The organism is Sorangium sp. So ce302, from assembly GCF_051530145.1.
In the GTDB taxonomy this organism is placed as follows: domain Bacteria; phylum Myxococcota_A; class Polyangia; order Polyangiales; family Polyangiaceae; genus Sorangium; species Sorangium cellulosum_B.
In genome coordinates, this window is record NZ_CP150326.1 from 12380434 (window position 1) to 12407394 (window position 26961).

Sequence of the window (26961 nt, forward strand, 5' to 3'; positions counted from 1 at the left end):
AGCCGTCTCGATGGGCTTCCTCGATTAGAGGCGCGACGCTCTCAAGGCGCCGGCCCGGTATCGTGATCCGCCCCATCGCCGACCTCGGGGGCGAGCGCCTCGTCGCCGCTACCGTCCCGCCTGGCCTCGCGGCGGTGTGGCGAGGCGCCGTAGCGAGTCGGCGCGAGCTCGCCCGGCGGATCGTCGCTATCCCGCAGCACGGCGGTGCGGTGCCCAGAATGGCGCACAAGGAATGACAGCGCCACACGGGTGGCCTCCGAATCAGGCGTCTTCTGACCCTGTGCATGCGACGAGTGCACGATTGCGACGCTGGGCATCCGTCATACCGAGCCGCGCCACGCACGCGTCCGCTCCGTCGGAGACGCGCGCAGCCAAGCATTCGACGAAGCGCCGTGCCTCACAATAAATCAATGAGGGCAGCAAACGTCCTCGCTGTGACAGTATCGAGCAGCAAGCCATGCTGTCCCCACTGTGACGGTATTCCTGCTGAGATTGATGCTGTCTAAGGCGGCTCATCAGGTGTAACGTCGCTGGTGGAGGCGCGGTGTCCACCGCCGCCGCCTGACCTTTGCCAGCAGCCAGCATCGGGGGAAATCGATGGAACCTCACGAGACGGTTCTCCAATCGCACCATGGTGAGCTTGCCGCCCTGCGCGCTCGTGTGTCCAGGCTAGAGCAGATCGAGCGGGATCTGCGTGCCGAGCTCAGCCGTACGAACGCCGTGCTACAGGCAATTCCGCACCTGCTCTGCGTCCACGATCCGGTCGAGCAGCGAAAGCTCTACGAGAACCGCTCGCTGGCCGGCGAGCTCGGATATGCGGCGGACGAAGCGGGCCTCGCCGGCCTCGCCGGCCTCGATGCGTTCGTGACGCTCGCGCACCCCGACGACCAGACCCGGGCTCGCGAGCAGCTCGATCACGCGGGAGAAGGCCAGGCGAGCGACTCGGAGGAGCTCGCGTATCGGCTGCGCAAGGCCGACGGGTCGTGGTGCTGGGTCACGAGGCGCGAGATCGTCCTCGCGCGCGACGGCGCTGGCAAGCCGCGCCAGGTCATGAGTGTAGTCCAGGACATCACAGGTCGAAAGGACATGGAGGTGGAACAGCGCCGCCAGGCCGAAGAGCTCGGCGTCTCGAAGACGTTGATTGACAATGCGCTAGATGGCATCACATTGACGTCCATGAGCGGGCAGGTCGTCTACGCCAACACCGCCTTCAAGGCGATGAGCGGCTTCGGCGACGGCGCGGTCGGCTGCGGGCTGACCGACTTCTATGCTCCCGAGAGCTTCCGCCAGCTCTCCAACGAGGTCTTGCCAGCCCTGATGAAGGACGGCGCATGGCGCGGCGTCCTCAAGATCCGGCGCCCCGACGGGAGCGAGTGGATGGGGCAGACCAGCGCCTTCGTGGTCGTGGGCCCGGCGGGCGAGCCGACGGGCATGGCGGCGTTCTTCAGGGACATCACCGAGCAGCTCCGGTACGAGGAGGAGACGCTCGCCCAGATGCGGGTGATCCAGGCGCAGCAGGCGGCGCTCCGGGAGCTCGGCACGCCGCTCATCCCGATCGCCGACGGCGTGATCGCGATGCCCCTCATCGGAACGATCGACCGGGAGCGCGCGCAGCAGATCCTGGAGACGCTCCTGAACGCCCTCGGCGAGAAGCAAGCCGCGGTGGCGATACTCGATATCACCGGCGTGAAGGCCGTGGACGGAGAGGTGGCCGCCGCGCTGGTCCGCGTCGCGCAAGCGGCGAGGCTGCTCGGCGCCGACGTCGTGTTGTCAGGCGTCCGCCCCGTCGTCGCGCAGGCGCTCGTCGATCTTGGCACCGAGCTCAGAGGGCTCGTCACCTGCGGCACCCTGCAAAGTGGTATCGCCTACGCGCTGAAGCGCAAGGCACGCTCGATGACCGTCTGAGCTCCCACGCATCGTCCTCTGCAGTTCAACGGGGAGGTTCGATCATGCGCGCTCACGCGACACAGGCACGTCCGTCCCACGCACCGGGGGAGCTCCCGCGCGAGCTCCCCGCGCTCGATCTCGCGACCGATCGCCCACGCCCGCCCGCGCCTTCGCGACGTCGCGCGTCGGCGTCGCGAGAGCTGCCGCCTCGGCTCGCCCTGGCGCTCGACCGCGTGCGCCGGGGCTCGGGCGCGACGCTCTTCGTCACCCTGCTCTCTGCTTATGCGGCGCTGCTCTACCGCCATACCGTTCAGAGCGAGATCCTGATCGGGACACCCTGGCCTCGCCGCGGCGGCCGGTGGGGCTGGCGCGCGGCGCCAGGGCCTCGCCATCCGCTCGTCCTTGCCGCCCGCATCGACGAGGAGCTCAGCTTTCGAGACCTCGTCGCGCAGATCGGCGCGCAGATCGCCTCGGCCGAGGACTGCCGCCACGTGCCTCTGGACCAGCCGCTCGCGGGGCTCGGGGCGGCGGAGGACACAAGCGATCACCCGACGTTCCAGACCACCTTCGAGCTCGTGCGACCCGGGGATGTCCTGCGCCGCGCCACGATCAGGGCGGCGACAGCGGCGCGGCGCTCGCGCGCCCGCCCGGCGGCGCCGGTCGATCTGTCGCTGTCCGTCACGGCGCTGGAGCGAGGGCTCGTGGCGACGATGACGTACAGCACCGACGTGTTCGATCCCGGGACGATCGAGCGGATGCTGGACCACCTCGGTCTCCTGCTCGCTGGCGTCGCGCAGGACGCCGAGCGGCCGATCGCCGAGATTCCGCTGCTCACGCCGGAGGAGCGGCGCCGGATGACCGTCGTCTGGAACGCGACGCGGACCGCCTACCCGCGCGACGCGTGCATTCATGAGCTCTTCGAGGAGCACGCCGCGCGGACGCCCGACGCCATCGCCGTCATCGAGGGCGACAAGGCGCTCACCTACCGTGAGCTGAACCGCCGCGCCAACCGGCTCGCTCATCGGATCTCCGCGCGCCGCGCCGGCCCCGACCTGCGCGTGGCCGTCCTCGTCGAGCGGTCGTCGCGCGCGCTCGTCGCGCTGCTCGGCGTCCTCAAGGCCGGCGGCGCCTACGTGCCCCTCGATCCGAGCATGCCAGACGAGCGGCTGCGCTTCATGCTGGAGGACGCGGCGGTGGGCCTCGTCCTCGGGCAACGAGAGCTGGTGACACGGCTCGACTTCCGCGGGGACGTCATGTGCCTCGACGAGGACGACGGGGCGCCCGGCGACGACAGGAACCCGGCCATCCCTGCTGCCGCGACCGATCTCGCCTACGTGATGTTCACCTCGGGCTCGACCGGCCGGCCCAAGGGCGTCGCCGTCCCGCACCGAGGGGTCGTCCGCCTCGTACGGGACACCGGGTATGTCGCGTTCGGGCCGTCGGATCGCGTGGCGCACGCCTCCAGCCTCTCCTTCGACGCGTCGACGTTCGAGATCTGGGGCGCGCTGCTCAACGGCGCTTGCCTCGTCATCGTGTCTCACGAGACGCTGCTGTCGCCGGAAGCGATGCCCGCGCTCCTTCGCCGCGAAGGCATCTCCGTCCTGTTCCTGACCACGGCGCTCTTCCACCACCTCGCGCGTGTGAGCCCGGACGCCTTTCAGGGGCTCTCCTACCTCGTCGTCGGCGGCGACGTGCTCAATCCAAAGCTGTCCAGAGAGGTGCTCTTGAAAGGCGCCCCGAAGCACCTCGTGAACGGCTACGGTCCGACCGAGAACACGACGTTCTCCACGGCTCACCTCGTGCGCGCGGTCCCGGAGGGCGCGTCCCGCGTGCCGATCGGACGGCCCATCTCGAACACGCGCGCCTATGTCCTGGACCGCCGGCTCCAGCCGGTGCCCGTGGGCGTGCCCGGCGAGCTCTATGTCGCCGGCGACGGGCTGGCCCGAGGCTACCTGAACCGACCCGATCTGACCGCCGCGGCGTTCGTCCAGAACCCCTTGCCCGAGGAGCCGGGAGAGCGACTGTACAAGACGGGCGATCAGGTCCGTTATCTGGCCGATGGGTCGCTCGATTTCCTGGGGCGGATCGACTGCCAGGTGAAGATCCGTGGCTTCCGCGTCGAGCTCGGGGAGATCGAGGCGGCGCTCTGCGCGTGCCCCTCCGTGCGCGAGGCCGTGGTCGTGCTCCACGAGCACGCGCCCGGCGACATGCGCCTCGTGGCGTACGTCGTCTCGGACTTCGGCCTAGGCGGCCCTCCGTCGCGCCCCCCGTGCGGGGATCGGTGGCAGGGAGCGGAGGCCGGCGTGGAGAGCAGCGGCCCCGCGAGCAGCGGCCCCGCGTCTCGCGACCTGTCGAGGAGCCTGCGCCGGTCTCTGCAGGAGAAGCTGCCCGACTACATGATCCCGGCCGCGTTCGTCGTGCTGCCCTCGCTGCCGCTCGCAGCGACAGGGAAGGTCGATCGCCGGGCGCTGCCGCCGCCCGACGTCGGCCGGCTGCACACCGGAGCGCCGGAGAGCACCCGCTCTCCGATCGAGCGCCGGGTGGCCGAGATCTGGGCGTCCGTCCTCCATACCGACCGCCCGGAGGTGGACGATGACTTCTTCGAGCTCGGCGGAAACTCCCTGCTGGCGGCGCAGGTGCTCCTCCAGGTGCGGACGGTCTTCCACGTCGACGTGCCCGCGCGCCGGCTGTTCGAGTCACCCACCCTGGCCGGGCTCGCCCGCGCCGTCGAGGAGGCGCGGCGCTGGAAGGCGCGCGGCGCCGCGGCGTCGATGGGCGCGATCGACCTCCGCGCGGAGGCCTCCCTCGCCCCCGACATCCGCCCTTGCGGCGCGTTCGTCGACACGAGCGCTCCGCCTCGCCATGTCTTCCTCACCGGCGTCACGGGGTTCCTGGGCGCCTTTCTCGTGCGCGAGCTCCTCACGCAGACGCGTGCCACGGTCCATTGCCTGGTCCGCGCTCCCGACGCCGCCACAGGCCTGGCGAGGCTCCGGCGGAGCCTTTCGGCCTATTCGCTCTGGGATCCCGCGGCGAGCGCGAGGATCGTCGCCGTGCCTGGCGATCTGAGGGAGCCGCTGCTCGGGCTCACCCCGGCTTGCTTCGAGGCGCTCGCGCAGCGCGTCGACGCGATCTACCACGCCGGCGCCGAGGTCAATTACATCAAGCCGTACGCGTCCCACAAGGCGGCGAACGTGCTGGGGACACAGGAGATCTTGCGGCTCGCCTGCCTGGGCCGGACGAAGCCTGTGCATCACGTCTCGACGATCGGGGTCATCGGCCAGATCGGCTATTTCACCGGCGCCCAGACCGCGCGGGAGAGCGACGATCTCGATCGCTGGGTGGACCACCTCCACACGGACATGGGGTATTCCCAGAGCAAGTGGGTCGCCGAGAAGCTCGTGTGGATCGCGCGCTCGCGCGGGGTGCCCGTCACCGTCTTCCGCCCCGGGTCCATCCTGGGTCACAGCCAGACGGGCGCCGCCAACGTGACCGACTTCGTAAGCAGGATGATCAAAGGCTGCGTCGAGATGCGCTGCGCCCCCGACCTCCCCGCGCAGAGCAAGGAGCTCGTGACGGTCGATTACGTCAGCCGGGCGATCGTGCGCCTGTCCTGCCGGCCGGGCTCGCTGGGGAAGGCGTTCCACCTGGTGCCCCCGCCGCCTCATCGGCTCGATCTGAACGGCTTCTTCGATCTGCTCGTCTCCCGCGGCTATCCGCTGGCGCGGCTGCCGTACGCGCAATGGTGCGAGCAGCTGCTGGCGCGGGTACGGCGATCCGGCGACAGCCCGTTCCTTCCTCTCTTGCCGATGCTGACCGAGAAGGTCCACGGCGACCTGACAAGATGGGAGCTGTACGCGCGGATGCCCGCCTTCGACTGCCAGAACACGATCGAGGGGCTGGCCGGCACGGCGATCGCGTATCCCCCCATGAACGCCCGGCTGCTGGACACGCTCCTGGCGTATTACCTGCGCAGCGGGCACCTGCGCGCCCCGGCGCCGGCCGCGAGCGGCGTGCGCCTGGCCGCGCCGAGGGCCCGCAGCCCGCTGCGATGGCAGGATGCCGCGCGCCTGCCGCGGCGGCGTGGCGCGCACGGCTGAGCGCGCCTCCCACGCGCGCCACGCGCCCCTCGCGGAGGCTGTCCTCGCGAAGGCAGCGCGGGCTACCCGCGATCCTCTTCCCGCCGCACCTTCACCGCGCAGGCCTTGTACGACGGCTGCCGGGAGTACTGGTCGAAGGCCGGGAACGTCAGCTTGTTCGTGATCTCGTAGTGCATCGGCACGAAGATCTCCCCGGGCTTCACCGAGTTCGTGACGAACGCCCGCGCCTTGATCTCCGCGCGGCGGGACGCGATGACCACCCACTCGTTCATCTCGATACCGATCTTCTTCGCGTCGACCGGGCTCAGCTCGACGTAGATCTCCTTCGGATAGAGCCGCTGCAGCACCGCCGACTTCTTGGTCCGCGTCTGCGTGTGCCACTGGCTGGAGCTCCCTCGCCCCGTGAGCAGCGTGAACGGATACTGCTCGTCGGTCGGCTCCGGCAGCTGGCGGGGCGCCTGGAAGGCGAACTTCGCCTTCTGATCCGGGCGGTAGTACTGGCCGTCCTCGAACAGCCGCCGCTCGTTCGTCTCGAAGGCCGCCCCCTCGGGGTAGGGCCACTGGATGCCGCCGCGCTCGTCGAGCATCGTGTAGCCGTCGATGCCCGTGATGTCGCACGGCTGCCCCTTCGAGAGCCGCTTCATGATCTGGAAGACCGCCTCCGGGCTCTTCCACTCCTTGAACAGCTCGCCGCAGCCCCAGTACTGGGCGACCAGCTGGAAGATGTGAAAGTCCGCCAGCGCCTGGCCCGGGGCCCGCGAGACCTTCTTGACGAGGCCGATGCGCCGCTCCGAGTTGATGAACGTGCCCTCCTTCTCGGCCCACGAGGCCGCCGGGAGGACGAGGTGGGCGCGCTCCGCCGTCTCCGTCGTGGCGTACATGTCCTGCACCACGAGGAACTCCAGGCGGCCGAGGAGCTCGTGCAGATCCTCCTGGTTGATCCAGGAGTGGGCCGGGTTCGTCGCGATGATCCAGAGGCCCTTGATCTTCCCCTTCAAGATGCCTTCGATGATCTGGTCGTAGGCCAGGCTGTTCCGGGTCGGGATGACCTCCTCCGGAATGCCGAGGATCCCGGCGATCTTCTTCCGGTGCTCCTCCTTCGTGAAGTCGTGGCCGGCGAACAGGCCCGTCGTGTTGCTGAACATCCGCGAGCCCATCGCGTTGCACTGGCCCGTGATGGAGTTCGCCCCGGTGCCGGGACGGCCGATGTTCCCCGTCATCAGCGCCAGGTTGATGAGCGACTGCGCGACCCGCACGCCCTCGTGGCTCTGGTTGACGCCCATGGTCCACCAGAACGACACCCGCTTCCCGTTATGGATCTTCTCCGCGAACGACGCGAGCTGCGCCTCGCTGAGCCCCGTCGCCTCGGAGACGCGCGCCGGCGTGAAATCCTCGACGTGCGCCTTGAACGCCTCGAAATCGACCGTGTGCGCCTCGATGTACCCCGGGTCGATCCACCCGCGCTGGATGAGGATGTGGGCGATTCCGTAGAACAGCGTCAGATCCGACTTCGGATTGAGCGCATAGTGCGCCGTCGCCGCCATCGCCGTCTCGGTCTTGCGCGGATCCACGACGAGGATCTCGGGGCGGTTCTTGTTCTTGCAGAGCCGCTCCCACATGATCGGGTGGGCGATGCAGAGGTTCGAGCCGACGAGCACCACGACGTCGGACTCCTCGAAATCGCGGTACGTGTAGGGCGGCGCGTCGAACCCGAACGCCTCCTTGTACGCGACCACCGACGTCGCCATGCATTGCCGGGTGTTGCCGTCCCCGTGCAACATGCCCATCCCGAACTTCGCGAGCGCCCCGAGGAAGGCCATCTCCTCGGTGACGATCTGCCCGGTGCTGATGAAGGCGACCGACTCCTTGCCGTGCGCCTCCTGGATCGCCTTGAACCGATCGACGAACGTGCGGAGCGCGACGTCCCACTCCACGCGCTCCAGCTTCCCGCGCGCGTTCCTGAGGAGCGGCGCGGTCGCGCGATCGGTCGCGCGGAGCGGCGTGAGCGCCTCCCAGCCCTTCGGGCACGCCATCCCGAGGTTCACGGGATAGTCCGTGTTGGGCGAGAGGTTGATCGCCTCTCCGTCCTTGAGGTGCACGTTCAGCCCGCACCCGGTCGAGCAGAACCCGCACACGACCGTCGTCGTCTGGTCGGGCTTGAGCCGCGCAGGCACCCTCCCGAGGCCGAACTCGCCGGGCGTGAGGAGCAGCTCGCGCGTCAGCGGCCCGTTGCGCTGCAAGAGGAGGTTGTCCGCCTGCTTGGGCGCCGGAGACGTCTTCTTCGCATCGCTTGCATCGCTGGTCGTCATCAGGAGAGCCCTCCGGGCATCTTGGAGGCGGGCGCCGCTGCGAAGAAGAGGTACCGCTCGAGGAACTCGCCCGCGAGGCAGAACAGGAACGCCACGACCGCCATCGCCATCAGAACTTCAGAGCTCACGCCGCTGTTCGGCGCCGAGAAGAGGCTGAGCGCCGGCAGGACGATCCCGCCGAGCGCCCCGCAAGCGAAGCGCCAGCCCGTCGCGCCCTTCAGCTCCCCCGTCATCAGGATCGCGCTCCGCTTGAGCGTCGAGTGGCTCCGCTTCCGCAGGTGCCGGAACATCGACAGCTCCACGAGCAGCTTGAGCGCCGTCGTCACGCACAGGAACGCGCTCAGCGCGCGGAAGCCCCGGGTCAGGAGCAGCGCCGCGTGCTCGGCGCTCAGGAGCAGCCCGATCATCAGGACCGTCGAGCTCCCGAGGATGGCCGCCGTCGTCGCGAACTTGAAGCCCGTCAGGGCCCCGCGCCAGTGCTCCCGCTGCGTCGCGGCGTACACCATCACGGAGCAGAAGACCCCGAGGATCCCGCTCAGCGCGACCGCATAGGAGAGCGGCGCCTGCAGGTGCTCGATGGGGGGCAGCGCCGAGAGCACCGGGAGCGCGGAGATCGACGGTAGCGCAGGCAGCCAGAAGGACGCCGCGTACAGCGTCGCGGCCCCGGCGAAGAGCGAGAACCCCAGGATCTCCCGGCTGAGCCACGACGTCTTGAGCCCCAGGAAGGCCCGGAACGCGAACTGCGGCCGGCCAAGGTGAAAGAGGCTCGCCTTCAGCGCGGCGATCCCGAAGACGAGCGCGAACGTGGCGCTGTGGCCGCCGAAATCACGCGTCGCCTGCGCGCCGAGCAGCTCGTTGAGGGCCAGGCTCACGCAGAACGCGCCCACCGAGAGCTGCGTCAGCACCAGCATCGCGACGAGCGGAGGGTGGGAGTGCTCCCGGCTCACCTGGTAGAAGTCCGCGGGGAGCATGTTGCGCGGGAGCGACTTCTGCGTCTTGTAGGTCGTCGTCGGGATCGTGATCTCCGGCGCCGCCGCCCCCGGCAAGAAGAGGCTCGTCTGGCTCTCTTGCACGGCCTGCTGCTGGTCGACCATCGTGATCCGGATGGCGCCGTTCGGGCACGACTGCACGCACGCCGGGGCCTCGTCGTTGGCCAGCCGATCGCTGCACATGTCGCACTTGCGCACGATCCCCCGCTCCGCGTTGAACTTCGGAGCGTCGTAGGGGCACATCAGGATGCAGTACTGGCAGCCGATGCACTGGTCATCGAGGTGCTTGACGATGCCGGTGATCGGGTCCTTCTCGTAGGCCTTGACCGGGCACCCCGTCATGCACGCCGGGTCCAGGCAATGGTGGCACGCCGTCGTCACGCTCTGCTGCGCCGGCGCCTGCGGCGTGCCGCCGTGGAGGAGCCCGACGGAGCGCCACACCTCGTTGTCGTCGAGGCCGTTCAGGCTGTGGCAGGCGGTGACGCACGCCTTGCAGGCCGTGCAGGCGTCGAGGTCGACCTCGAAGCCGTACTGCTGCCCGGGCTTCGGCTTCTCGAGCGGGATCAGGTCGCGGTAGTACTTGGACTGAGCCGGGAGCGCGTGCTCCTCGTGCATCCTGGAGAACTTCTCGACCGCCGTGAGCTTCTGCTGGTCGGCGAGGAGCGAGTCCAGCAGGCTCTTGTTGTTGTCGTGGATCTTCGGCGCCGAGTTGACGATGGGTAAGCGAAAGTGAGTGTCCGAGACCTTTGCAACGCTCATCGAAATTCCCTGTCTACCCGGCGCGGAAGCCCAGCCCCGAGAACTCCAAGAGAGACACCGCGAACGGCGGCGCGTCCGCCGCACGGAAGCGCCTGGCGCTGGCTCGCCAGGTCATCCCGTCAGCTCGCCGCCGCGAGCGGCTCCGCCGCGGCCTGGATCTCGACACGCCCGTCCCGGACCCGGAGGGGATACACGGGGATGCTCACGCCCGGGTCGTCCAGGCACTGACCCGACCGCAGATCGAAGTTCTGCTTGTAGATCGGCGAGGCGATCTTGGGGACGCCCCCCTTGTCCCCGACGATCCCGCGGGAGAGGACGAACGCCTTGCTGAACGGGTCGAAGTTGCTGATGGCGTAGACCTCCTCGCCCTCGCCGACCCGGACCAGCGCGATCTGGCGCTTCCCGACGAGCGCGCAGACCCCCGTGTTCGGGATGATGTCCTCTACCCCGCAGACGTCGATCCAACCCTGGGTCATGGTCTCGCTCCGAGGCGCTTCCGAAGTGTGCAGCTCGCTCATGACGGTTTCCCTCAGACAGGGCCCCTCGGCCCCGCTGTCAGATCATCTCCTCGACGACGTTCGACTTCTCCTGCCACGCCGCGGGGCGGTGCTGCGCGCGCTCGCTGACGAACACGATGCTCCGGTCGGGCTCGCCGGCGTTCACGAACTGGCGGAACTGCTTGAGCTTCTCGGGGTCGTTGACCGCGGCCTTCCACTCGCACTCGTAGGTGTCGATGAGGTGGGCCATCTCCTTCTCCAGCTCATCGCAGATCCCGAGCGAGTCCTCGATGATGACCTGGCGGAGGTAATCCATGCCGCCCTCGAGGTTGTTGAACCACACCGACGTGCGCTGGAGCCGGTCCGCCGTGCGGATGTAGAACATCAGGAACCGGTCGAGGTACTTGATGAGCGTCGCCTCGTCGAGATCCGAGGCGAAGAGCTGGGCGTGCTGCGGCTTCATCCCGCCGTTGCCGCAGAGGTAGAGGTTGTAGCCCTTCTCCGTCGCGATGATGCCGAAGTCCTTGCCCTGCGCCTCGGCGCACTCGCGCGCGCAGCCGGACACCGCGGACTTCAGCTTGTGGGGGCTGCGCAGCCCCTTGTAGCGGTTCTCGACCGCGACCGCGAAGCCCACCGAGTCCTGCACGCCGTAGCGGCACCAGGTGCTGCCCACGCACGACTTCACGGTGCGCAGCGCCTTGCCGTACGCGTGCCCCGACTCGAAGCCGGCGGCGATGAGCTCGCGCCAGATGTCGGGCAGCTGCTCCAGCCGCGCGCCGAACAGGTCGACGCGCTGGCCGCCGGTGATCTTCGAGTACAGGTTGTACTTCTTCGCGACCACCCCGAGGGCGATGAGCTGATCCGGCGTGATCTCGCCGCCCGCCACGCGCGGGACCACCGAGTAGGTGCCGTCGCGCTGGACGTTGGCCAGGTAGCGATCGTTCGTGTCCTGCAGCGGGAGGTGCTTCTTGCTCAGGATGTGCTCGTTCCACGTCGACGCGAGGATCGACGCCACCGCGGGCTTGCAGATCTCGCAGCCCTTGCCCTGGCCGTGGCGGGTGAGCAGGTCGTCGAACGTCTTGATCTGGTGGATCCGGACGAGGTGATAGAGCTCCTGGCGCGAGTGGTTGAAGTGCTCGCAGATATAGTTGTTGACCGCGACGCCGGCCTTCTTGAGCTCCTTCTTCAGGATGTCGGAGATCAGCGTGGTGCACGAGCCGCAGCCCGTGCCGGCCTTCGTGTGCGCCTTGATGCCGGCGACCGTGACGTGCTTGTCGTCGCAGATGGCCGAGCAGATGGCCTTCTTCGTGACGTTCAGGCACGAGCAGATCATGGCGGTGTCGGGCAGCGCGTCGACGCCGAGGCCCGCCGGCTTCGCGCCGTCCCGCGCCGTGACGATGAGATCCTCCGGGTGCGGCGGGAGGACGATCTTGTTCTGCACGAGCTGGAGCAGCTGGCCGTAGTTCGCGGCGTCGCCGACCAGGATGCCGCCGAGGAGGAGCTTGCCGTCCGCGCTGACGACGAGCTTCTTGTAGACGTTCGACGTCGCGTTCATGAAGCTGAGCACGCGCGCGCCCTGCTGGGTCGCGAACGCGTCGCCGAAGCTCGCGACGTCCACGCCCATCAGCTTGAGCTTCGTGCTCATGTCGAAGCCGCTGAAGGTCTCCTTCCCGCCGGTGATGGCGTCGACCGCGACCTTGGCCATGTGGTAGCCGGGCGCCACCAGGCCGTAGAGCTGGCTGTTATAGCTCGCGCACTCGCCGATGGCATAGATGTCCGGGTCCGACGTCTGACAGCGCTCGTTGATGGCGACGCCGCCGCGGTTCCCGAGCGCGAGATCGCACGCCCTCGCGAGCTCGTCCCTCGGGCGGATGCCGGCCGAGAAGACGATCATGTCGGTCGAGAGCTCGCTCTGGTCGGCGAAGACCATCCTCGCCACGCGGCCGTGCTCCGCGACGATCTCCGTCGTCGACTTGCTCGTGTGCACGTTCACGCCGAGCGACTCGATCTTCGCCCGGAGGATCGCGCCGCCGGCGTCGTCGACCTGGAGGGCCATCAGGCGCGGCGCGAACTCCACGACGTGGACCTGGAGGCCCATGTTCTTGAGCGCGTTGGCCGCCTCCAGCCCGAGCAGGCCGCCGCCGATGACCGTGCCGACCTTCGCGACCTTGGCGTAGGCGTCCATGGCCTCGAGGTCGTCGATCGTGCGGTAGACGAAGCAGCCCTTCGCGTCTTTGCCCTTGATCGGCGGGACGAACGGATACGAGCCGGTGGCGAGGATGAGCTTGTCGTAATAGACCGTCTTCCCCTTCGCCGACGTCACCGCCTTCTTCCGCCGATCGATCGAGACGGCCTTGTCGTTGAGATGGACCTGAATGCCCGCCTCCTCGTAGAGGCCGGGCTTGACCATCGACAGATCCTCGGCCGATTTGCCGTTGAAGAAGGCGGACAGGTTCACCCGGTCGTAGGCGAGCCGCGGCTCCTCGCAGAAGGTCGTGACGTTCCACTCGCGCAGGAAGCCACCGAGAACCATGTTCTCGATGAACTTGTGCCCGACCATGCCGTTGCCGATGACGAGGAGGTCCTTCTTCTTGCTCATGAAACCCACCTTTGGACCCGGTGAGTCCTTCTCACCGTCACTGCCGCGCTGCCGTCCGAACCATGCATCAGCCACAGTCCCGGACCAAAAACTGTGTACTGTGGGCTCTGTTTCGCAACTGTTTCGCAGGAATAAATTGTCGGCCCGACGGCGCGCTAGGCCCCTTGCAATCGCCTATGCCACCTCATGTTTCCTGCATGTTTCGCGGCCATCGGCGAGCGCAACAGGGCACCGAGCGAAGGCGGGACGCGACAGCGCCAATGAAAGGAAATGGGCGCACCGTTCAGAACTGGAATCGTCTGTTTCAGCACTGTATCGCGCCCCGGCGCGGTTGCATTGCACTTCTGAAATGGAGCGCGGGCCGATCAGCCGCGCGGGGCGGCTTCGGCGAGCAGGGACAGGAGCTGCTCCGTCGCGACCGGCTTGGTGAGGTGCGCGTCGAAGCCGGCTTCGCGCGAGCGGCGGCGGTCCTGGTCTTGCCCGTAACCGGACAGGGCGGCGATGTAGGAGCGCGTGAGCTCGGGCTCGGCGCGCAGGCGCCGGACGACCTCGTAGCCGTCCATCCCGGGCAGGCCGATATCGAGCAGGACGAGATCGGGCTTCGACGCCCGCGCGGCGTCGAGCGCCGCCGGGCCGTCGTGGGCCATCGAGACGGCGTGGCCGTGGAGCTGGAGGACGCGCCGGAGGCCCTCGGCGGCGTCGACGTTGTCGTCGATGAGGAGGACGTGGAGGGGGCGCGTCCTGGCGCGCGGAGGGGCGGCGCCGGGCGCTGGCGGAGCGGGGGCTTCGGCGGGCGCGCTCGGCGCGCCGGCGAGCGGGAGCCAGACGCTGATGGCCGTCCCCTCGCCGGGGCCCCCGCTCAGCGCTTCGACGCGGCCGCCGTGCAGCTCGGCGAGCCGCTTGACCAGCGTGAGCCCGATCCCGAGGCCGCCCTGGGAGCGGTCCAGCGTGCGCCGGGCCTGCATGAACGGCTCGAAGACGCGCGGGAGCAGCTCGGCGGAGATGCCGACGCCGGTGTCGGTCACCCGGATCCGCGCGTCGCCGGCGATCGCGGCGCAGGCGAGCGAGACGCGGCCGCCGGGGTTCGTGTACTTGATCGCGTTGTTGAGGAGGTTCACGACGACCTGCTCGAGCCGGACGCGGTCGCCGTGCACGAAGACGCCCGGATCCACCGACAGGACGAGATCGTGCCCGCGCTGGACGAGCAGCGGGCGGACCGACTCGACCGCGGTCTCGACGACCGAGGCGACGTCGAGCCGCTCCCGCTTCAGCTCGATCTTGCCCCGCGTGATCCTGGAGACGTCGAGGAGATCGTCGACGAGCCGGACGATCGTCTTCACCTGCCGCTCGAGGGTCGCCAGGATCTGCCGGTCGTCGCGATCCGCGCGCTCGCCGGCGCTCATCTGGGCGCTCATCTGGGCGCTCATTTGCAGGAGCTCGAGGCCGGTGGTGATGGGCGCCAGCGGGTTGCGGAGCTCGTGCGACAGCATCGCGATGAACTCGTCCTTGCGCCGGTCCGCCTCGTGGGCCTCGCGGTAGAGCCGGGCGTTCTCGAGGGCGACGCGCCGCTCGCGCTCGACGAGAGCGGCGCGCTCCTCGTGCAGGCGGGCGCGCTCCATGGCCTGCGCGCACTGGCGCGACACCGCGACCAGGAACTCCTGCTCTTCCCGGTCGAACGGGCGCGGCTCCGCGAAGCTCAGCCCGAGCACGCCGATGGGCCGCTCCTGGACCACGAGCGGGAGACAGCAGAGCGACACGGTCGCGCCGGACAGCACGGCGCTCGCGATGCGCGGGTAGCGGGCGGCACACTCCTCGCGCGAGCGCAGCCAGACGGGCGCGCCGGTCCGCAGCGCGTCGGTGAGCGGGAGGGCGGCGTCGAGGGGCATCTGCCGGAAGCGCTCGATGGTCTCGCGCTCGTAGCCGACCTCCTTGAGGCACTCGAGCTCGTCGCCCGCCGTCACGACGATGGTCCCGGCGTACGCGCCCGCGGCGGCGACGCCGATGTCGACGACGACCTGCGCCACGGCCTCGCTGGTGAGCGCGTCGGCGAGCGCCGCCGTGATCCGCTGGAGGCCGGCCATGCGCTGCGCCGCGCGCTCGGCGGCCCGGCGCGCCTCCTGCTCGGCCAGGAAGCGCCGCCGCGCCTCGGACTCGGCGTCGCGGGCCATGTCGTAGAGGCGCACGCGCTGCAAGGTGACCTCGATGCGCTGCGAGAGCTCCTCGGCGAAGGCGAGATCGGCGGCGCCGTAGGTGCGATCCACCTCTGCGGACGCGAGCGTGAGCGCCGCGAGGACGCACGCGTCGCCGCGGATGGGCACGATCACCGCGGAGCGGCAGCCGAGCTCGCGCAGGGCGGCGAGGTGGTCCGCGCCGGCCAGCGCGGGGTCGGCGAGGTCGGGGAGGAGCCGGCCGTGGCCGCCGTGGAGCACCTCGTGCAGCAGCGACGTCCGCGTCCCGGGCTCCGGAAGGGGGCGGCCGAGCCGAGCCAGCCGTGCCGCGAGCTCCGCCTTGGCCGGATCGGCGTGCGCGACGACCCGCGCGTGGACGGAGCCGGCCGGTTCGAGCGTGTGGACGGCGCACAGATCGGCCACCGAGGCGACCGCGAGGGCCGCGACGCGCCGGAAGCCCGCGTCGCGGCCCTGCGCCGGGTCGAGCGCGGCCGACGCGTCGGCCAGGAAGCGCCGCGCGTCCTCGGCGCGCTTCTGCTCGCTGACGTCCGCGACGAGCGCGAAGAAGCCGCGCACGTCGCCGCTCGCGCCGCGGTGGGGGATGTACTGGATGCGCACGTGGCGCCGGCGGCCCTCCCGGTAGGTGAGCCGCGCCTCGAAGTCCTGCGGCCGTCCGGCGAGCACGGCGGTGATGTGCGGCTTCACGGCGGCGTAGGCGGCGTCGCCGATCACCTCGCGCACCTGCCGGCCGACGATCGAGCCGCTGTCTTCGCCGAACCAGCGCTCGTAGGCCCGGTTGACGACGCCGTAGCGCTCGTCGCTGTCGATATACGAGATGAGCACCGGCAGGGCGTCCAGCAAGCGCTGGAGCTGATCGGCTTCCATCCTCACGCTCGGCTCGCCTGCGCTCATGAGGCCGCTCTCGTGCGTCGTGGCGGGGGCTTCCGGCCTGCGCATCTCGGCGTAGGCATATCCGCAATCCTCGCAGGTCGCCACTCGTCGGTCCGCGGCGGTCCGGCTCGAGCGTGCTATGGTCGCCGCCGATGCGGATCCTCGTTGTCGGCGCGGGCGCGGTGGGCGGCTATTTCGGGGCGCGGCTCACGCTCGCTGGGGAAGACGTCACCTTCGTCGCGCGCGGCGCGCACGCCGAGGTGATGCGGTCCCGCGGGCTCATCGTCCGCACGCCGTCCGGCGAGCTGCGCACTCCCCCGCTCCGTGTCGCCCCGCTCGACGGGGCGCGCGGGCCGTTCGATCTCGCGCTCATCGCCGTGAAATCGCCGTCGCTCGCCGCGGTGAGCGCGAAGCTCGCCGGGCTGCTCGCCGCGGACGGCCTCGCCGCGCCCCTCCTGAACGGGCTCGACTCCGAGGACGTTGTCGCGCGCGACGTCGGCGCGCCGCGCGTGATCGCCGCGATCGCGTACATGTCCTCGGGCGTCGCCGGGCCTGGCGAGATCGAGACGCTCGCGCCGACGCGCGCCGGGCTCGCGCCCTACCGGCCCGGGCAGGAGGCGCGGGTCGAGGCGACCGCCGCGCTGCTCGAGCGCGCGGGCATCCCGGTCCGCCGCGGGGCGGACCACCGCGCCATGCTCTGGGAGAAGATGGTCTGGAACGCCCCCTTCAATGCGATCTGCGCGCTGACCGGCCAGCGCGCCGGCGTGGTCGCGGAGCGGATGGAGGACCTCACCCGGGCGGCGATGCTCGAGGTGATAGCGGTCGCGCGGGCGGAAGGGGCGGAGATCTCCGAGGCGACCGCGGACGCGATGCTCGCCCTCACGCGCTCCGAGTTCCCGCTCACCGAGCCCTCGATGCTGCAGGACGTGCGGGCCGGCCGCGCGACGGAGGTCGATATCCTCCAGGGCGCGGTGGTCGAGCGCGCGCGCCGGGCCGGGGTCGACACCCCGGTGCTGCGCACGCTCGCGACCCTCGTCCGCGGCCTGTCGCCGCGGGCGGACGCGCCGTCTGCGGGCCGATAGACAGGCCTCGCGCTCGCGACGGAACCGGTGATGGCGACGGCGGCGCGCGCCGCTTCCTGGGCGCGTGGGAGCCCTGGGAAACGTGTCGTCGCGACCGCCACCGCGGTGTCTCGGGTGCTTCGAGGAAGGGGAGTGGAACGCGAGGCGCTCATCTCACCTCCTGGAGTCGAGAGGAGATGAGATGAGTGCCTGTCTTGAGACGCAGCGATCAGGCGCCGCCGCTGCCGCCCGCGCCGCCGCTGCCGCCCGCGCCGCCGCTGCCGCCCGCGCCGCTGGTGCTGGCCGCGCTGCTGGTGCTGGCCGCGCTGCTGGTGCTGGCCGCGCTGCTGGTGCTGCCCGCGCCGCCGCTGCCGCCCGCGCCGTCGCTGCCGCCCGCGCCGCCGCTGCCGCCCGCGCCGTCGCTGCCGCCCGCGCCGCCGCTGCCGCCCGCGCCGCCGCTGCCGCCCGCGCCGCCGGCGCCGCCCGCGCCGCCCGTGCCCTCGTTGCTCAGCGGGTACAGCGGGTCGAGGCAGAAGAAGCCATCAGGCGTCTCGGCGCACTCGTCCGGTGCCTTGCAATCGCTGTCGTCCTCGCACGGCACCTTGTCGAAGATGCAGATGCCGTTGTCCGGGAGGCGGAAGTCCTCGCAGCGGGCGTTCGGCAACAGGCAATCGTCGTGCGCCTTGCACGCCCTGGTGCAGGCGCCGAAGTCGCCGGCGCCGACGACCTCCGCGAACTGGTAGAGGCAGAGACCGTTCTCGAACCCGCCGCAGTCGGACTCGAACACATCGCCGCCGAAGCCGCAGAACTCGGTGCAGGCGCCGACGTCGCCGGGGAAGCCCACGCAGTGTCCGGCGCACGGATCCTCGTCGGCTTCGGGGTCGCACGCGGCCCCCATCGGCAGACCCTCGTGGGGCGTGTCGACGCACGCGTTCTGCCTGGGATCGCAGCTGCGGCCGGAGTCGGAGCACTGGGAGTCGGATCCGCAGTTCGGCATGCAGACCGACACGCCGTCATCCACCTCCTCACAGCGCAGCTCGTCGCGGCCGTGGCACTTGAGCGGGTCGAGCTCCTCGTCGAGGGCCGTGATCTCCGGCTCTCCGAGGACGCAGCCCAGGTAACAGATGTTATTGAGGCAGGCGCTGCCCTCTCCTTCGCAGTCGCCGTCGTCGGCGCACTCCATCGTACAGTACCCGCCCGCAGGACCGGCCTCCCCGTCCGACTCCAGGGCGCACATGCCGTCCGGCCCGCAGTCGGCGTCGGCCGTGCAGCGGGCGCCGAGGAACTCGGCCCTGCTCCCGCCCGCGCTGGTGCTCACGGCGCCTCCCGATGACGAGCTCGTGGTCGAAGAGGAAGAGCCGCCGCCTGCGCCCCCGCCCGAATCGTCGTCGCCGCAACCGATGAAGCCTGCAGAGAAGGCGACCGAGGTGAGCAGGATCGCCGAAATGCGTTGCACTTTCATTACTGTCTCCCGAGCCAGGAGGCCCTGCCCACATCGGGCGCGCCTTCATGTGATCTCGGGACGGTAACGGAATCGGTTCGGCTCCGCCATACCGGACGGGCGGGGGGCGCTCGATGTCGCGCTCCGCGGAAAGCCCCCGTGGGAGCGGATGGCGCTCCAGGTGGGCCGGGATCAGGACGTCAGTGCGACGACTGATGGTCTATTTTTCAGGTGATACCCGACTGGACCGCTACGCGGACTTCGTGATTTTTGACACGTACCGTACGGCCCTCGGGCCGGCGCCGGTGAGCGGCCAGCGATACCGGAGGTCGATCGCGGGCTCCCGTGCCAATCGCCGTCCGCAGGAATGCGACGCGCTCCTGCAGCGGCTCGACGAGGGGCACATCCAGGTCCGGCGGCCACCTGGCCGGCCGGGATCACCGCGCGCGGCGTGGGCGCACAGGCTCGCGCGGCGCGGGCGCGGGCTCCGCGCCGGCGCCGCCGAGCGGCAGCGCGCGCTGCGCGCCGACGTCGTAGATGAGGTGGCCGGCGCCGTCGGGCCGGGCGGCGGGGTTCAGCGCGTGCGGGGCCTGCGCGCCGGGGCCGAGCAGGTGGACGACCGCGAGCCCGCGCGCGACGAGGGCGTCGGCGATGAGGCGGCGGTGACACCGCCACCAGAGCGTCTCGGCGCACAGGAGGGCCATTCGCCGTCCAGCGCGCGCTTCCGCCTCGAGCTCGGAGAGCGCGCGCCGGAACGCGGCGGTCTCCATGTGATCGGCGTAGGCCCGGAAGCTCGCGTTCTCCCAGGCGACGTGCGGCGAGTCGGCCTGCCCGGTCCGCCGTCCGCCGAGGGCGTCGCCGCGGAAGACGTAGGTCACCCCGAGCCGGGGCAGCGCCTCGGCGAGCGCAGCGCGGCCGAGGTGAGGGGAGCGGCTCGATCCCGGGAACCTCCGGACGTCGATCAGCGTGTCGGCCGGCCCCTCGCCGAGCAGCTCGACGAGCTCCTCCACGCTGCGGGTGCCGTGGCCGACGGTGAAGACGGTGTCCACGGGGAAGAGCTTTGCGCCCCGGCGGCGCGCGGGCAACGCCGGGAGCGGGGCGCCCGCGCGCGCTACCCGATCGAGCGCAGCAGATGATCGAGCGCCCGGCGCTCCTCCGCGTCGGTGACCGACTGGAGCGCCCGGTTCACCTCGCCGACGGCGGCCGCCGCCAGCAGCGCGACGGCCGCCGGGTCGGGCGCCCCGCGCGCGCGCAGCCACGCGAGCGCTTCGTGCTCGGTGTTGACGACGATGTGGCTCCGGCTCGCGTCGTAACGGATCGGCCGCCCTGAGCGGCCCTCGACGACGGCGCGCACCGGGGATCCCTCGAGGTTCATCCGGACGATGGCCTCGTGGAGCGCGGCCGCGAGCGGGCTCCCGGCCGCCGCCTCCTCCCCCTCGGGCGTGGCGCCGGGCACCGGCGCCGCCTCGCCGCCGAGCAGGCCGAGCACGCTGCGCCACAGCGCGATCGCCCAGGCCCGCGCGCCGCTCGAGTCGGGCGGCGCCTCCGCCGCGGGCGCCTCCGCGCCGCCCGTGGCCGCGGGCGCCTCCGCGCCGCGGGCGCCCGCGGCGGGAGGGCCCGCGCTCGCGGCGGGAAGACCCGTCCCGGAGGCGGGCTCGATCTCCGCCGCGATCGCCACGGCCGGGGCGGGCGTCGCCGCGAGGGCGCCGAGCTCGCGCAGCGCGCCGGGGGCGGCGCGGTGGCGCAGCACCTCGACAAGCGGCGAGCCGTCGTCGAGCAGCACGAACGGCGGCGAGCCGTCCGGGAAATCGCCGTCCGCGCTCCCCCGGCGATCGGAGATCCACAGGCAGCCGCTCGCCACGAGCTCGGCGCGGACCGCCGCCGGGCCGACGCTCTCCCCGGAGGCGGTCCGCGCCGCGAGCTTGCCGCCGGAGAGGCGGCCGAGCAGGTGCAAGTTCCACAGGTACGGCGCTGCGGCCGCCTGATCCGAGAGCTCGGCCGCCATGGAGGCCGCGGCCTCCATGGCGAGCTCCGCGATGGCGTCCCAGCGCCCCTCGCGCAGCGGCCACACGAGGAGCCTCCCCTCGACCGGCGCGAGCGGGGCCACGCCGGTCGTCCCGGAGCCCACGCCCGTCCCGCAGCGCAGCGCGACGGGGGTGAAGCCGCCGTCGCGCTCCTCGCCGCCCCCGCGGCCCTCGCCGAGGATCGCCGCGGAGGGCGCGGCGACGAGCACCTCGGGCGCGCGCGGCCACCGCGCGGGCAGCCACAGCGCGCCGGTCACGAACAGCGGCCGGGGCCAGGTGATGGCGACGTCGATCCACCGCGTCGCGAGCGCGTCGCCGGGCGGCGCGAGCCGGGCGCGCATCCACCGCGCGGCGGCGTCGCGCACCGCCTGCCGGAGCCTCGACGCGTCCCCGCGGGCCTTGAGCCCGTCGAAGGCGCGGTTCGGCTCGAGCGCGTCGTCGTTGACGGCCGCGCACAGGGGCCACCCGTCGCCGGCGTCGAGCGCGCAGAGCGGGCGGCGCCCCACGTGCACCGCGATGCCCGCCGCCCCGGCGTGCTCCGGGGCGAGCAGGCCGATCTCGCCGTGCGCGGGCGGCGCGCCCTCCTGCGCGCCGGCCGGCCGCTCGAAGGGCAGGATCGCGAAGTACGCCGCGCGCGCGGCCGCGTCGAGGCCGACGGCGGCGAGCGGCGGCGCCGTGAGGCGCTCCTCGGCCGCGCGATCGCGCGCGACCGCGTCGGTGATATCGTTGACGATCACGGCGGTCGCGAGCTGCAGCCGCTCGGGCCTGCTCAGCGCGAGGACCGGCCGCTCGTAGCGCTGCTTCGGGTAGGGCGGCGGCGTCGAGGTGCACAGCCACTCGGCGCGCGGCTCGCGCCGGAGGTCGTCGAGCGAGAAGAGGTTCCCCTCGATGTCGTGGAAGAGCTGCGCGCGCGCCGCCTCCGCGACGACGCGCTTGCCCTGGGCCAGCGTCTTCAGGACGGCGCGGCGCGCGTGGCCCCGCGCGAACGGCGGCAGCTCGTCGAAGCGCGGCGCCAGCGCGATCAGGTGGCGGCCAGCGGCCTTCGCGAGGCGCGTCAGGATCGCGCGCGAGGCGTCCCTCGACGGGTCCGCCGCGCCGGCGCGCACGAGGAGGCGGAGCGGGATCGGCAGCTCCACCTCCACGCGCCGCTCCGCGCCGTCGGGGCCGACGAAGCGGGCGTCCGACACCGGGCCCTCGACGATCTCGATCTCGCCTTCGAGCCCCGGCACGCCGAGCGCGGCGGCGCTCACCCGCAGCAGCGGGTGCGAGGGCGCGCCTGGCAGCGCGAGCGGCGCGCGCGGCGGGCCAGCGGCCCCGCGCGGGCCATGCTCCTGCAGCGCCTTGCCGGCGGACGCGCGGCGCTCCTGCTCGGCCGCGGCGCGCTGCCGCCGTGCCGGCACCCCGCTCTGCGCCAGCAGGGCGCGCCCGCCGGCCCACCGCATGAGGGCCGCGCGCTCTCGCGGGTTGCGGGCGACGAGGGGGTGCCAGGAGAGCGTCTCGAAGCCGGGCGCCGCGTCGAGCACCGGGATCGGCGCGGGCGCCGGGTGCGTCGCGTCGAGGGTCTCGAGCGAGCACGCGACCTCCTGGCCGCGCGCGTCGAGCATCCCGAGCAGCGGCAGGCGCCGGATGCGGGCGGCGAGCTCGCTCCGGGCCGCCTCGAGGGGCGCGCTTCTGAGCGCCCGCGCGCGCGCCTGGAGCGCCTGCACGCTGTCGAGGAGGTAGGCGCTCACGCGGGCGTCGGGCCTGCCGCGCGGATCGCCCCGCAGACCGAGCCGCGCGCGCGCCGCGGCGTCGCCCTCCAGCGCGGCCACGAGCGCCTCGCAGAGCGCGCACTCGACCGCGTGGACGGCGGCGTTGTTGCGCGGCGACAGGAGGCCGTCCCAGGCGCTGTTCGGCGCCGCCGCGTCGTCGTCGATCGCGATGGCGGCGGGGCTGAACAGCGGCGCGGCCTCCAGGGTGGCGAGGGGCCGCGACGCGTGGTGCCACACCTCCACCATCGCGTCGCTCGGCGTGGCGAGCGCGAGGAAGCCGGGGCCGCTGACCTCGAGGACCGGCGCGCCGGCGGGGATCGCCCCGAGCCTCTCCAGGGACGCCGCGAGCGCGCGCCGCCGCGCCGGCCCTCGCGCCGCGAGCTCGTCCTCGGTGAAGAGCCCCGGGGCGTAGGGGACGAGCTCGCGCTCCGGGAGCGCGGCGGCGAGCCAGTCGAGCTCGCGCTGCGAGACGGCGAGCACCGGCCTCCGGTCGGGCGCGCGCCCCCGCGCCTCGGGCGGCGCCGTGCAAAGGCCGCGCGTCGTCCGGGAGAGCACGGAGAGGCCGTTCAGGCTGACGAACAACCCCGCCGTGAGCGTGGGCCAGATCCGCGCGTCCAGGAGGCCTTCGAAGCTCGAGGGCGCGAGGCCGTCGTCCGGGGCCGGCGCCGCGCCGCCTCCGCGCCCGGGGCCGCCGTCCCCGGGGCCGAGGCGCGGAGGCGCGCAGAACACCGCGCCGATCGCGGCGCGCAGCGCGGGCCTCACGCGCGCGAGCTCGCTCTCGGGCGCAGGCGCGGATGTCGTCGAGCCTGCGCCTGGCCGAGCGTCCCCCGGGCCGAAGAGCCGCTTCGCCTCGCGGTCGGCCGCGGCGAGCGCGACCTTCAGCGCGTGGCGGACGGCGCGCCAGAAGCGCGCGTCGCGCTCGACCCCGTCGTACGCGAACCGCGGCCGCACGCGCCCCTTCCACGCGAGCGCGATCTCGACGGGCAAGGGGACGGCGGCGGGATCGAGCTCCACGGTCTCGAGGTGCCGCCCCTCCACGAACACCCGGACCTCCGCGCCGCGCGGGGGCTCGTGCGCGTCGGCGAAGACCGCGAGCTCGCCGCGGAGGCCGGCGAGCGGCCCTTCGTCCACCTGGAAGGCGTCGCGGAACGCGTGCTCCGGGGAGGGCGGCACGACGGGATCGCCGGTCGCGTGCAGGAGGAACGCCCTGCGGCGCTCGGCGCCGAGCTTCGCTTGCTCGATCATGGCCTCGGCGTCGGCGAGCGGGAGCCCGGCGAGCGCGCGCTCGACGAGACCCCCCGGGCTCCAGACCACGTCGTCGGCCCAGGGGGCGAGCTCCTTCGGGAGCCTCGCGTCGCCGCGGAAGAGGAAGAGCCGCGGCCCATCGTGCGCGTCGAGCGCCGCGAGCGACGTCGGCCGCCCGCGCCCGTCGCGGAGCAGCGGGAGCTCGCGCACGGCCTGCGCCTCGGCGGGCAGCTCGGCGCCCGCCCGCGCTGCCCCCGTCGCGACGCAGGCGAAGGCCGCGAGCGCGTCGGCGAGCCGGCCGCTGTCCTCGTCGACGACGAGCGCGCCGTCGGGGACCGCGCCCTCGCCGTAGACGAGCGCGGCGAGGGCCTTGATGGCGTCGAGCAGCGCGCCGGCCGCCGCCTCGCGGAGCCGCGCGCGGAGGGGCGCGTCCTCGCGCACCGCCGAGCGCGACGCGTTGGTGGGCAGCGCGTCCGCGTCGACGACGACGCGGACCGGGAGCTCGACGCCCTGGTAGGGCGCCGAGGGGAACCGCGGATCGAAGCTCCAGCGCTCGCGGACGAGCCGCACGCCGCGCTCGAGGTAGTCGACGGCGGGGAGGCCCGAGGGCAGGGGAGCGGAGATGGGCGCGGCGAGGGGGCGCGAGCGGGGCGCCGAGCTGGCCGGACCTCCTTCGGGCTCGGGGGGCGCGACGATCTCCAGCGCGGCGCGCGCCGCGCCGCGCACGTGGAACGGCACGCGCACGAGCACCGCGAGGTCGCTGCTCGGGAGAGCGCGGCGCAGCGGCTCGCCGGCGAGCGCGATCGGGATCGGGAAATCGCCGGTGGCCGCGGCGAGGTGCGCCAGCTCGGGCGGGCTATCGCCCGTGATCGCCCGGCGGAGCACCGACCAGCCGAGCCTCCGCCGCACCTCGATGCGCAGGCCGGCCGCGGGCATTCCGGGCGGCCTCGGGACCTCGTCGCAGGCGGGGCCGGCGGCCGGCGCGGGGGCCTCGGCGGGCACCTCGATCAGGGCGGGCGTGAAGCGCACGCGCGTGCAGCTCGCGCCGCTGGCCTCGCTGGACGGCCCCGTCGTGAGCAGGTCGACGCGCGCCGGGCGCAGCCCGAGCGCCGCGTTCACGCCGAGCGCGAGCAGGCGGAGCCTCCGGGACGCGGCGTCGGGCGCGGCGTTGAGCACGTGGTCGAGGAGGCGCGCCAGGGCGGGCCCGTCGGGCGGCTCTCCGTCGAAGGTCACGACGACGTCGTCGGCGTCGTAGCGGAGATCGATCTGCGTCGCGCCCCCGGCCGCGGCGGCGCGGACGAGCTCGAGCAGGTAGAGGTCCAGGTCGACGAGCAGGTGCTCCCTGAGCTTCTGGACGGCGCGGCGGGCATCGACGCGGATCGCGCCGCGGGCGACGATCCGGCTCATCGCGGCGACCCCCTCGGCGCGGGGCGCGCGCCGCCTGCGGGCGCCCTCTCGCCGCGCGCCGCCCCCGCGCGCGGCGGCGGGCTCGCCGAGAGGTCGAGGAGCCGGTCGCTGTCCTCGGGATCGAGCGGCCCCTTGGCCTCGACGAGCAGCGCGCGGGCGAGCAGGTTGCCGGCGGTCACCGCGTCGACGGCGGCGCGCCTGCGCGCGAGGGCCACGGTGTCGCTCTCGATGTTGAGGTAGAGGGCGTGTCCGGGCGGGAAGCGCGCCGCGCGGCGCACGACCTCGCGCGCCGCGTGGCAGCTCTGCTCGGGCCCGGCGCGCTCCCCGCTCCCGGGCAGGAGGAACCCGCTGCGCTGGCGGAGGGCGCCCTCGACCTGGCAGAGGCTCACCCGGGCGACCCCGTGCCGGGCGCGCGCGAGCGCGTCGGCGATCACCTGGAGGAGCACCGCGTCGGCCGCGCGGGCGCGTTTCGGCTCCTCGCGCTCCTCGCGCACGAGCAGGTAGGCGGCGTGCGCCTTCTCGACGCGCGCCGCCGGGAAGCACCGCTTCAGCAGCGCCCTGGTCGCGGGGTGGTTGCACAGCACGACGGGCAGCCCGCTGCGGGCCATGGCCGCGGTCAGCGCGTCGGATCGCCTGGCCACGAGCAGCGGCTCGCGCCCCGGCGTGAGCGCCCGGAGCCCCGCGCGGCTCCGGTCGCCTGCGACGGGGCTCGCGAGCGGGAACGGGATCTCGTCCGGATCGAGCGCGGTCGGCGGCGACAGCGCCGCCTCCAGCATCGCCGCGTAGGCGGCGGCGCCCTCGGCCTCGCCGGCGGCTGCCGCGGCCGCGGCCTGCGGGAGGCGGGCCGCGAGCTCGCGCCGGAGCGGACCTTTGACGAGCTCGCGCACGCGCGCGATCGCCTCCCAGAAGGCGTCGTCGCGGCGCACGTTATCGCGGCTCAGGGTGTGCTGGAGGTGGGGGCTCATCACCTTGAACCGCACGCCCGAGAGCCCGCCGAAGAGCTCGTCCGCGGTCTCGAACAGGGTGAGCCCGCGGTTGTAGAAGCCGGCGAAGCTCTGGCCGTGCTCGACGGCGGGGTCCCCGCTCGTGGGCTGTGCGAGGTGCTGAGCGCCGGCGGAGGGGCCGACCACGACGGTGGTCTCTTCCTCGACGGAGGTCACGGAGACGGGCGCTGCGATGGCGAGCGGCGCGTCGATGCGCAGGGCGCCCGTCCGGGAGCCCCCCTCGTGGTCTGCGATGCTCAGGGTGATCTCGCGGTCGGCGTGGCGGCACCAGCGGCGGAGCGCGGCGTGCGCGCGGCGCGCGTGCTCCACGAACGCCTCCCGGTCGAGCCGCTGGATCAGGGTCACGCGCGTGCCGCTGCCCTGGCGCGGGCCGGCGTCCTCGAGCTCGTAGCTCGTGTCGCTGTGCAGCCGGAGGAGCCATGCGTTTCCGTCGCGCCACGTCTCGACGTCGACCTGCTCTGGCTGGAGGGCGAACACGGAGACGAAGCCGACGCCGTATTTCCCGATCTTCGTCGCGTCGCCTTCCTTCGACGAGTTGAAGAGGGTGAGCAGCGGGCCCTCGATGTCCTCGCGGCTCATGCCGCACCCGTCGTCGGTGACCGAGGTCGCGCACGCGCCGGGCAGCGTCTCGACGCGCACGGCGATCTTCCGCGCGCCGGCGTCCATGCCGTTCTGCACGAGCTCCCGCAGGAAGGCGTAGGGGTCGGCGAACTGCTGCACCATGTCGGCGACCGGGCCCGGGGGCGGCGGCGGGGGCGCGGCGCGGTCCTCGCGAGAGGAGCGGTAGGGGGCCATGCGTCCTGCGAGGCTATCACACGGGGGGAGCCGCGGT

Annotated in this window: 12 protein-coding genes; 3 read left to right on the forward strand and 9 right to left on the reverse strand. The window is 72.5% G+C overall.

Annotated features, from left to right (window positions below; translation table 11 throughout):
• Nucleotides 1-720: 720 nt before the first annotated feature.
• Nucleotides 721-1905 (forward strand): PAS domain S-box protein, encoded by a 1185-nt coding sequence (locus tag WME73_RS46865; RefSeq protein ID WP_437913839.1) that lies wholly within the window; start codon nucleotides 721-723, stop codon nucleotides 1903-1905.
• Between the two features lie 44 nt (nucleotides 1906-1949).
• The gene (locus WME73_RS46870) at nucleotides 1950-5984 is read left to right on the forward strand and encodes a non-ribosomal peptide synthetase (RefSeq protein WP_437913840.1); all 4035 of its coding nucleotides are present in this window, start codon (nucleotides 1950-1952) and stop codon (nucleotides 5982-5984) included.
• Between the two features lie 62 nt (nucleotides 5985-6046).
• Here the strand turns inward: WME73_RS46870 and WME73_RS46875 are convergent, their stop codons facing one another.
• The 5 genes from WME73_RS46875 to WME73_RS46895 all read right to left on the reverse strand — a co-directional run bounded on the left by WME73_RS46875 (nucleotide 6047) and on the right by WME73_RS46895 (nucleotide 16262).
• On the reverse strand, nucleotides 6047-8293 hold the full coding sequence (locus WME73_RS46875; protein ID WP_437742778.1) for a molybdopterin oxidoreductase family protein: 2247 nt from the start codon (nucleotides 8291-8293) through the stop codon (nucleotides 6047-6049).
• Entirely contained in the window at nucleotides 8293-10041 is a 1749-nt protein-coding gene (locus WME73_RS46880; RefSeq protein WP_437913841.1) for a DmsC/YnfH family molybdoenzyme membrane anchor subunit, read from the reverse strand. The genes WME73_RS46875 and WME73_RS46880 overlap by 1 nt, the downstream gene beginning before the upstream one ends.
• Before the next feature lie 119 nt (nucleotides 10042-10160).
• Nucleotides 10161-10559, reverse strand: a complete 399-nt coding sequence (gene nirD, locus WME73_RS46885; protein ID WP_437742780.1) for a nitrite reductase small subunit NirD — start codon at nucleotides 10557-10559, stop codon at nucleotides 10161-10163.
• Between the two features lie 37 nt (nucleotides 10560-10596).
• Nucleotides 10597-13137 carry a nitrite reductase large subunit NirB gene (gene nirB, locus WME73_RS46890; RefSeq protein ID WP_437742781.1) on the reverse strand — a complete coding sequence of 847 codons (2541 nt, stop codon included), beginning with the start codon at nucleotides 13135-13137 and terminating at the stop codon, nucleotides 10597-10599.
• Between the two features lie 365 nt (nucleotides 13138-13502).
• Nucleotides 13503-16262, reverse strand: coding sequence for an ATP-binding protein (locus WME73_RS46895; RefSeq protein ID WP_437913842.1), 2760 nt, complete (start codon nucleotides 16260-16262; stop codon nucleotides 13503-13505).
• An 86-nt stretch (nucleotides 16263-16348) separates the two neighbouring features.
• Here WME73_RS46895 and WME73_RS46900 point away from each other — a divergent pair, with 86 nt between their 5' ends.
• Nucleotides 16349-17278, forward strand: a complete 930-nt coding sequence (locus WME73_RS46900) for a ketopantoate reductase family protein (RefSeq protein ID WP_437913843.1) — start codon at nucleotides 16349-16351, stop codon at nucleotides 17276-17278.
• A gap of 208 nt (nucleotides 17279-17486) precedes the next feature.
• Here WME73_RS46900 and WME73_RS46905 read toward each other — a convergent pair whose 3' ends face one another.
• From WME73_RS46905 to WME73_RS46920, 4 genes are all read right to left on the reverse strand, one after another.
• Nucleotides 17487-18719: a hypothetical protein gene (locus tag WME73_RS46905; protein WP_437913844.1), complete on the reverse strand. Its 1233-nt coding sequence runs from the start codon at nucleotides 18717-18719 to the stop codon at nucleotides 17487-17489.
• 416 nt (nucleotides 18720-19135) lie between these two features.
• The gene (locus WME73_RS46910) at nucleotides 19136-19747 is read right to left on the reverse strand and encodes a DUF488 domain-containing protein (protein ID WP_437913845.1); all 612 of its coding nucleotides are present in this window, start codon (nucleotides 19745-19747) and stop codon (nucleotides 19136-19138) included.
• A gap of 62 nt (nucleotides 19748-19809) precedes the next feature.
• Nucleotides 19810-25125, reverse strand: coding sequence for a hypothetical protein (locus WME73_RS46915; protein WP_437913846.1), 5316 nt, complete (start codon nucleotides 25123-25125; stop codon nucleotides 19810-19812).
• Nucleotides 25122-26924, reverse strand: a complete 1803-nt coding sequence (locus WME73_RS46920) for an ATP-binding protein (RefSeq protein WP_437913847.1) — start codon at nucleotides 26922-26924, stop codon at nucleotides 25122-25124. Before WME73_RS46920 ends, WME73_RS46915 begins: the two co-directional genes overlap by 4 nt.
• Nucleotides 26925-26961 lie beyond the last annotated feature (37 nt).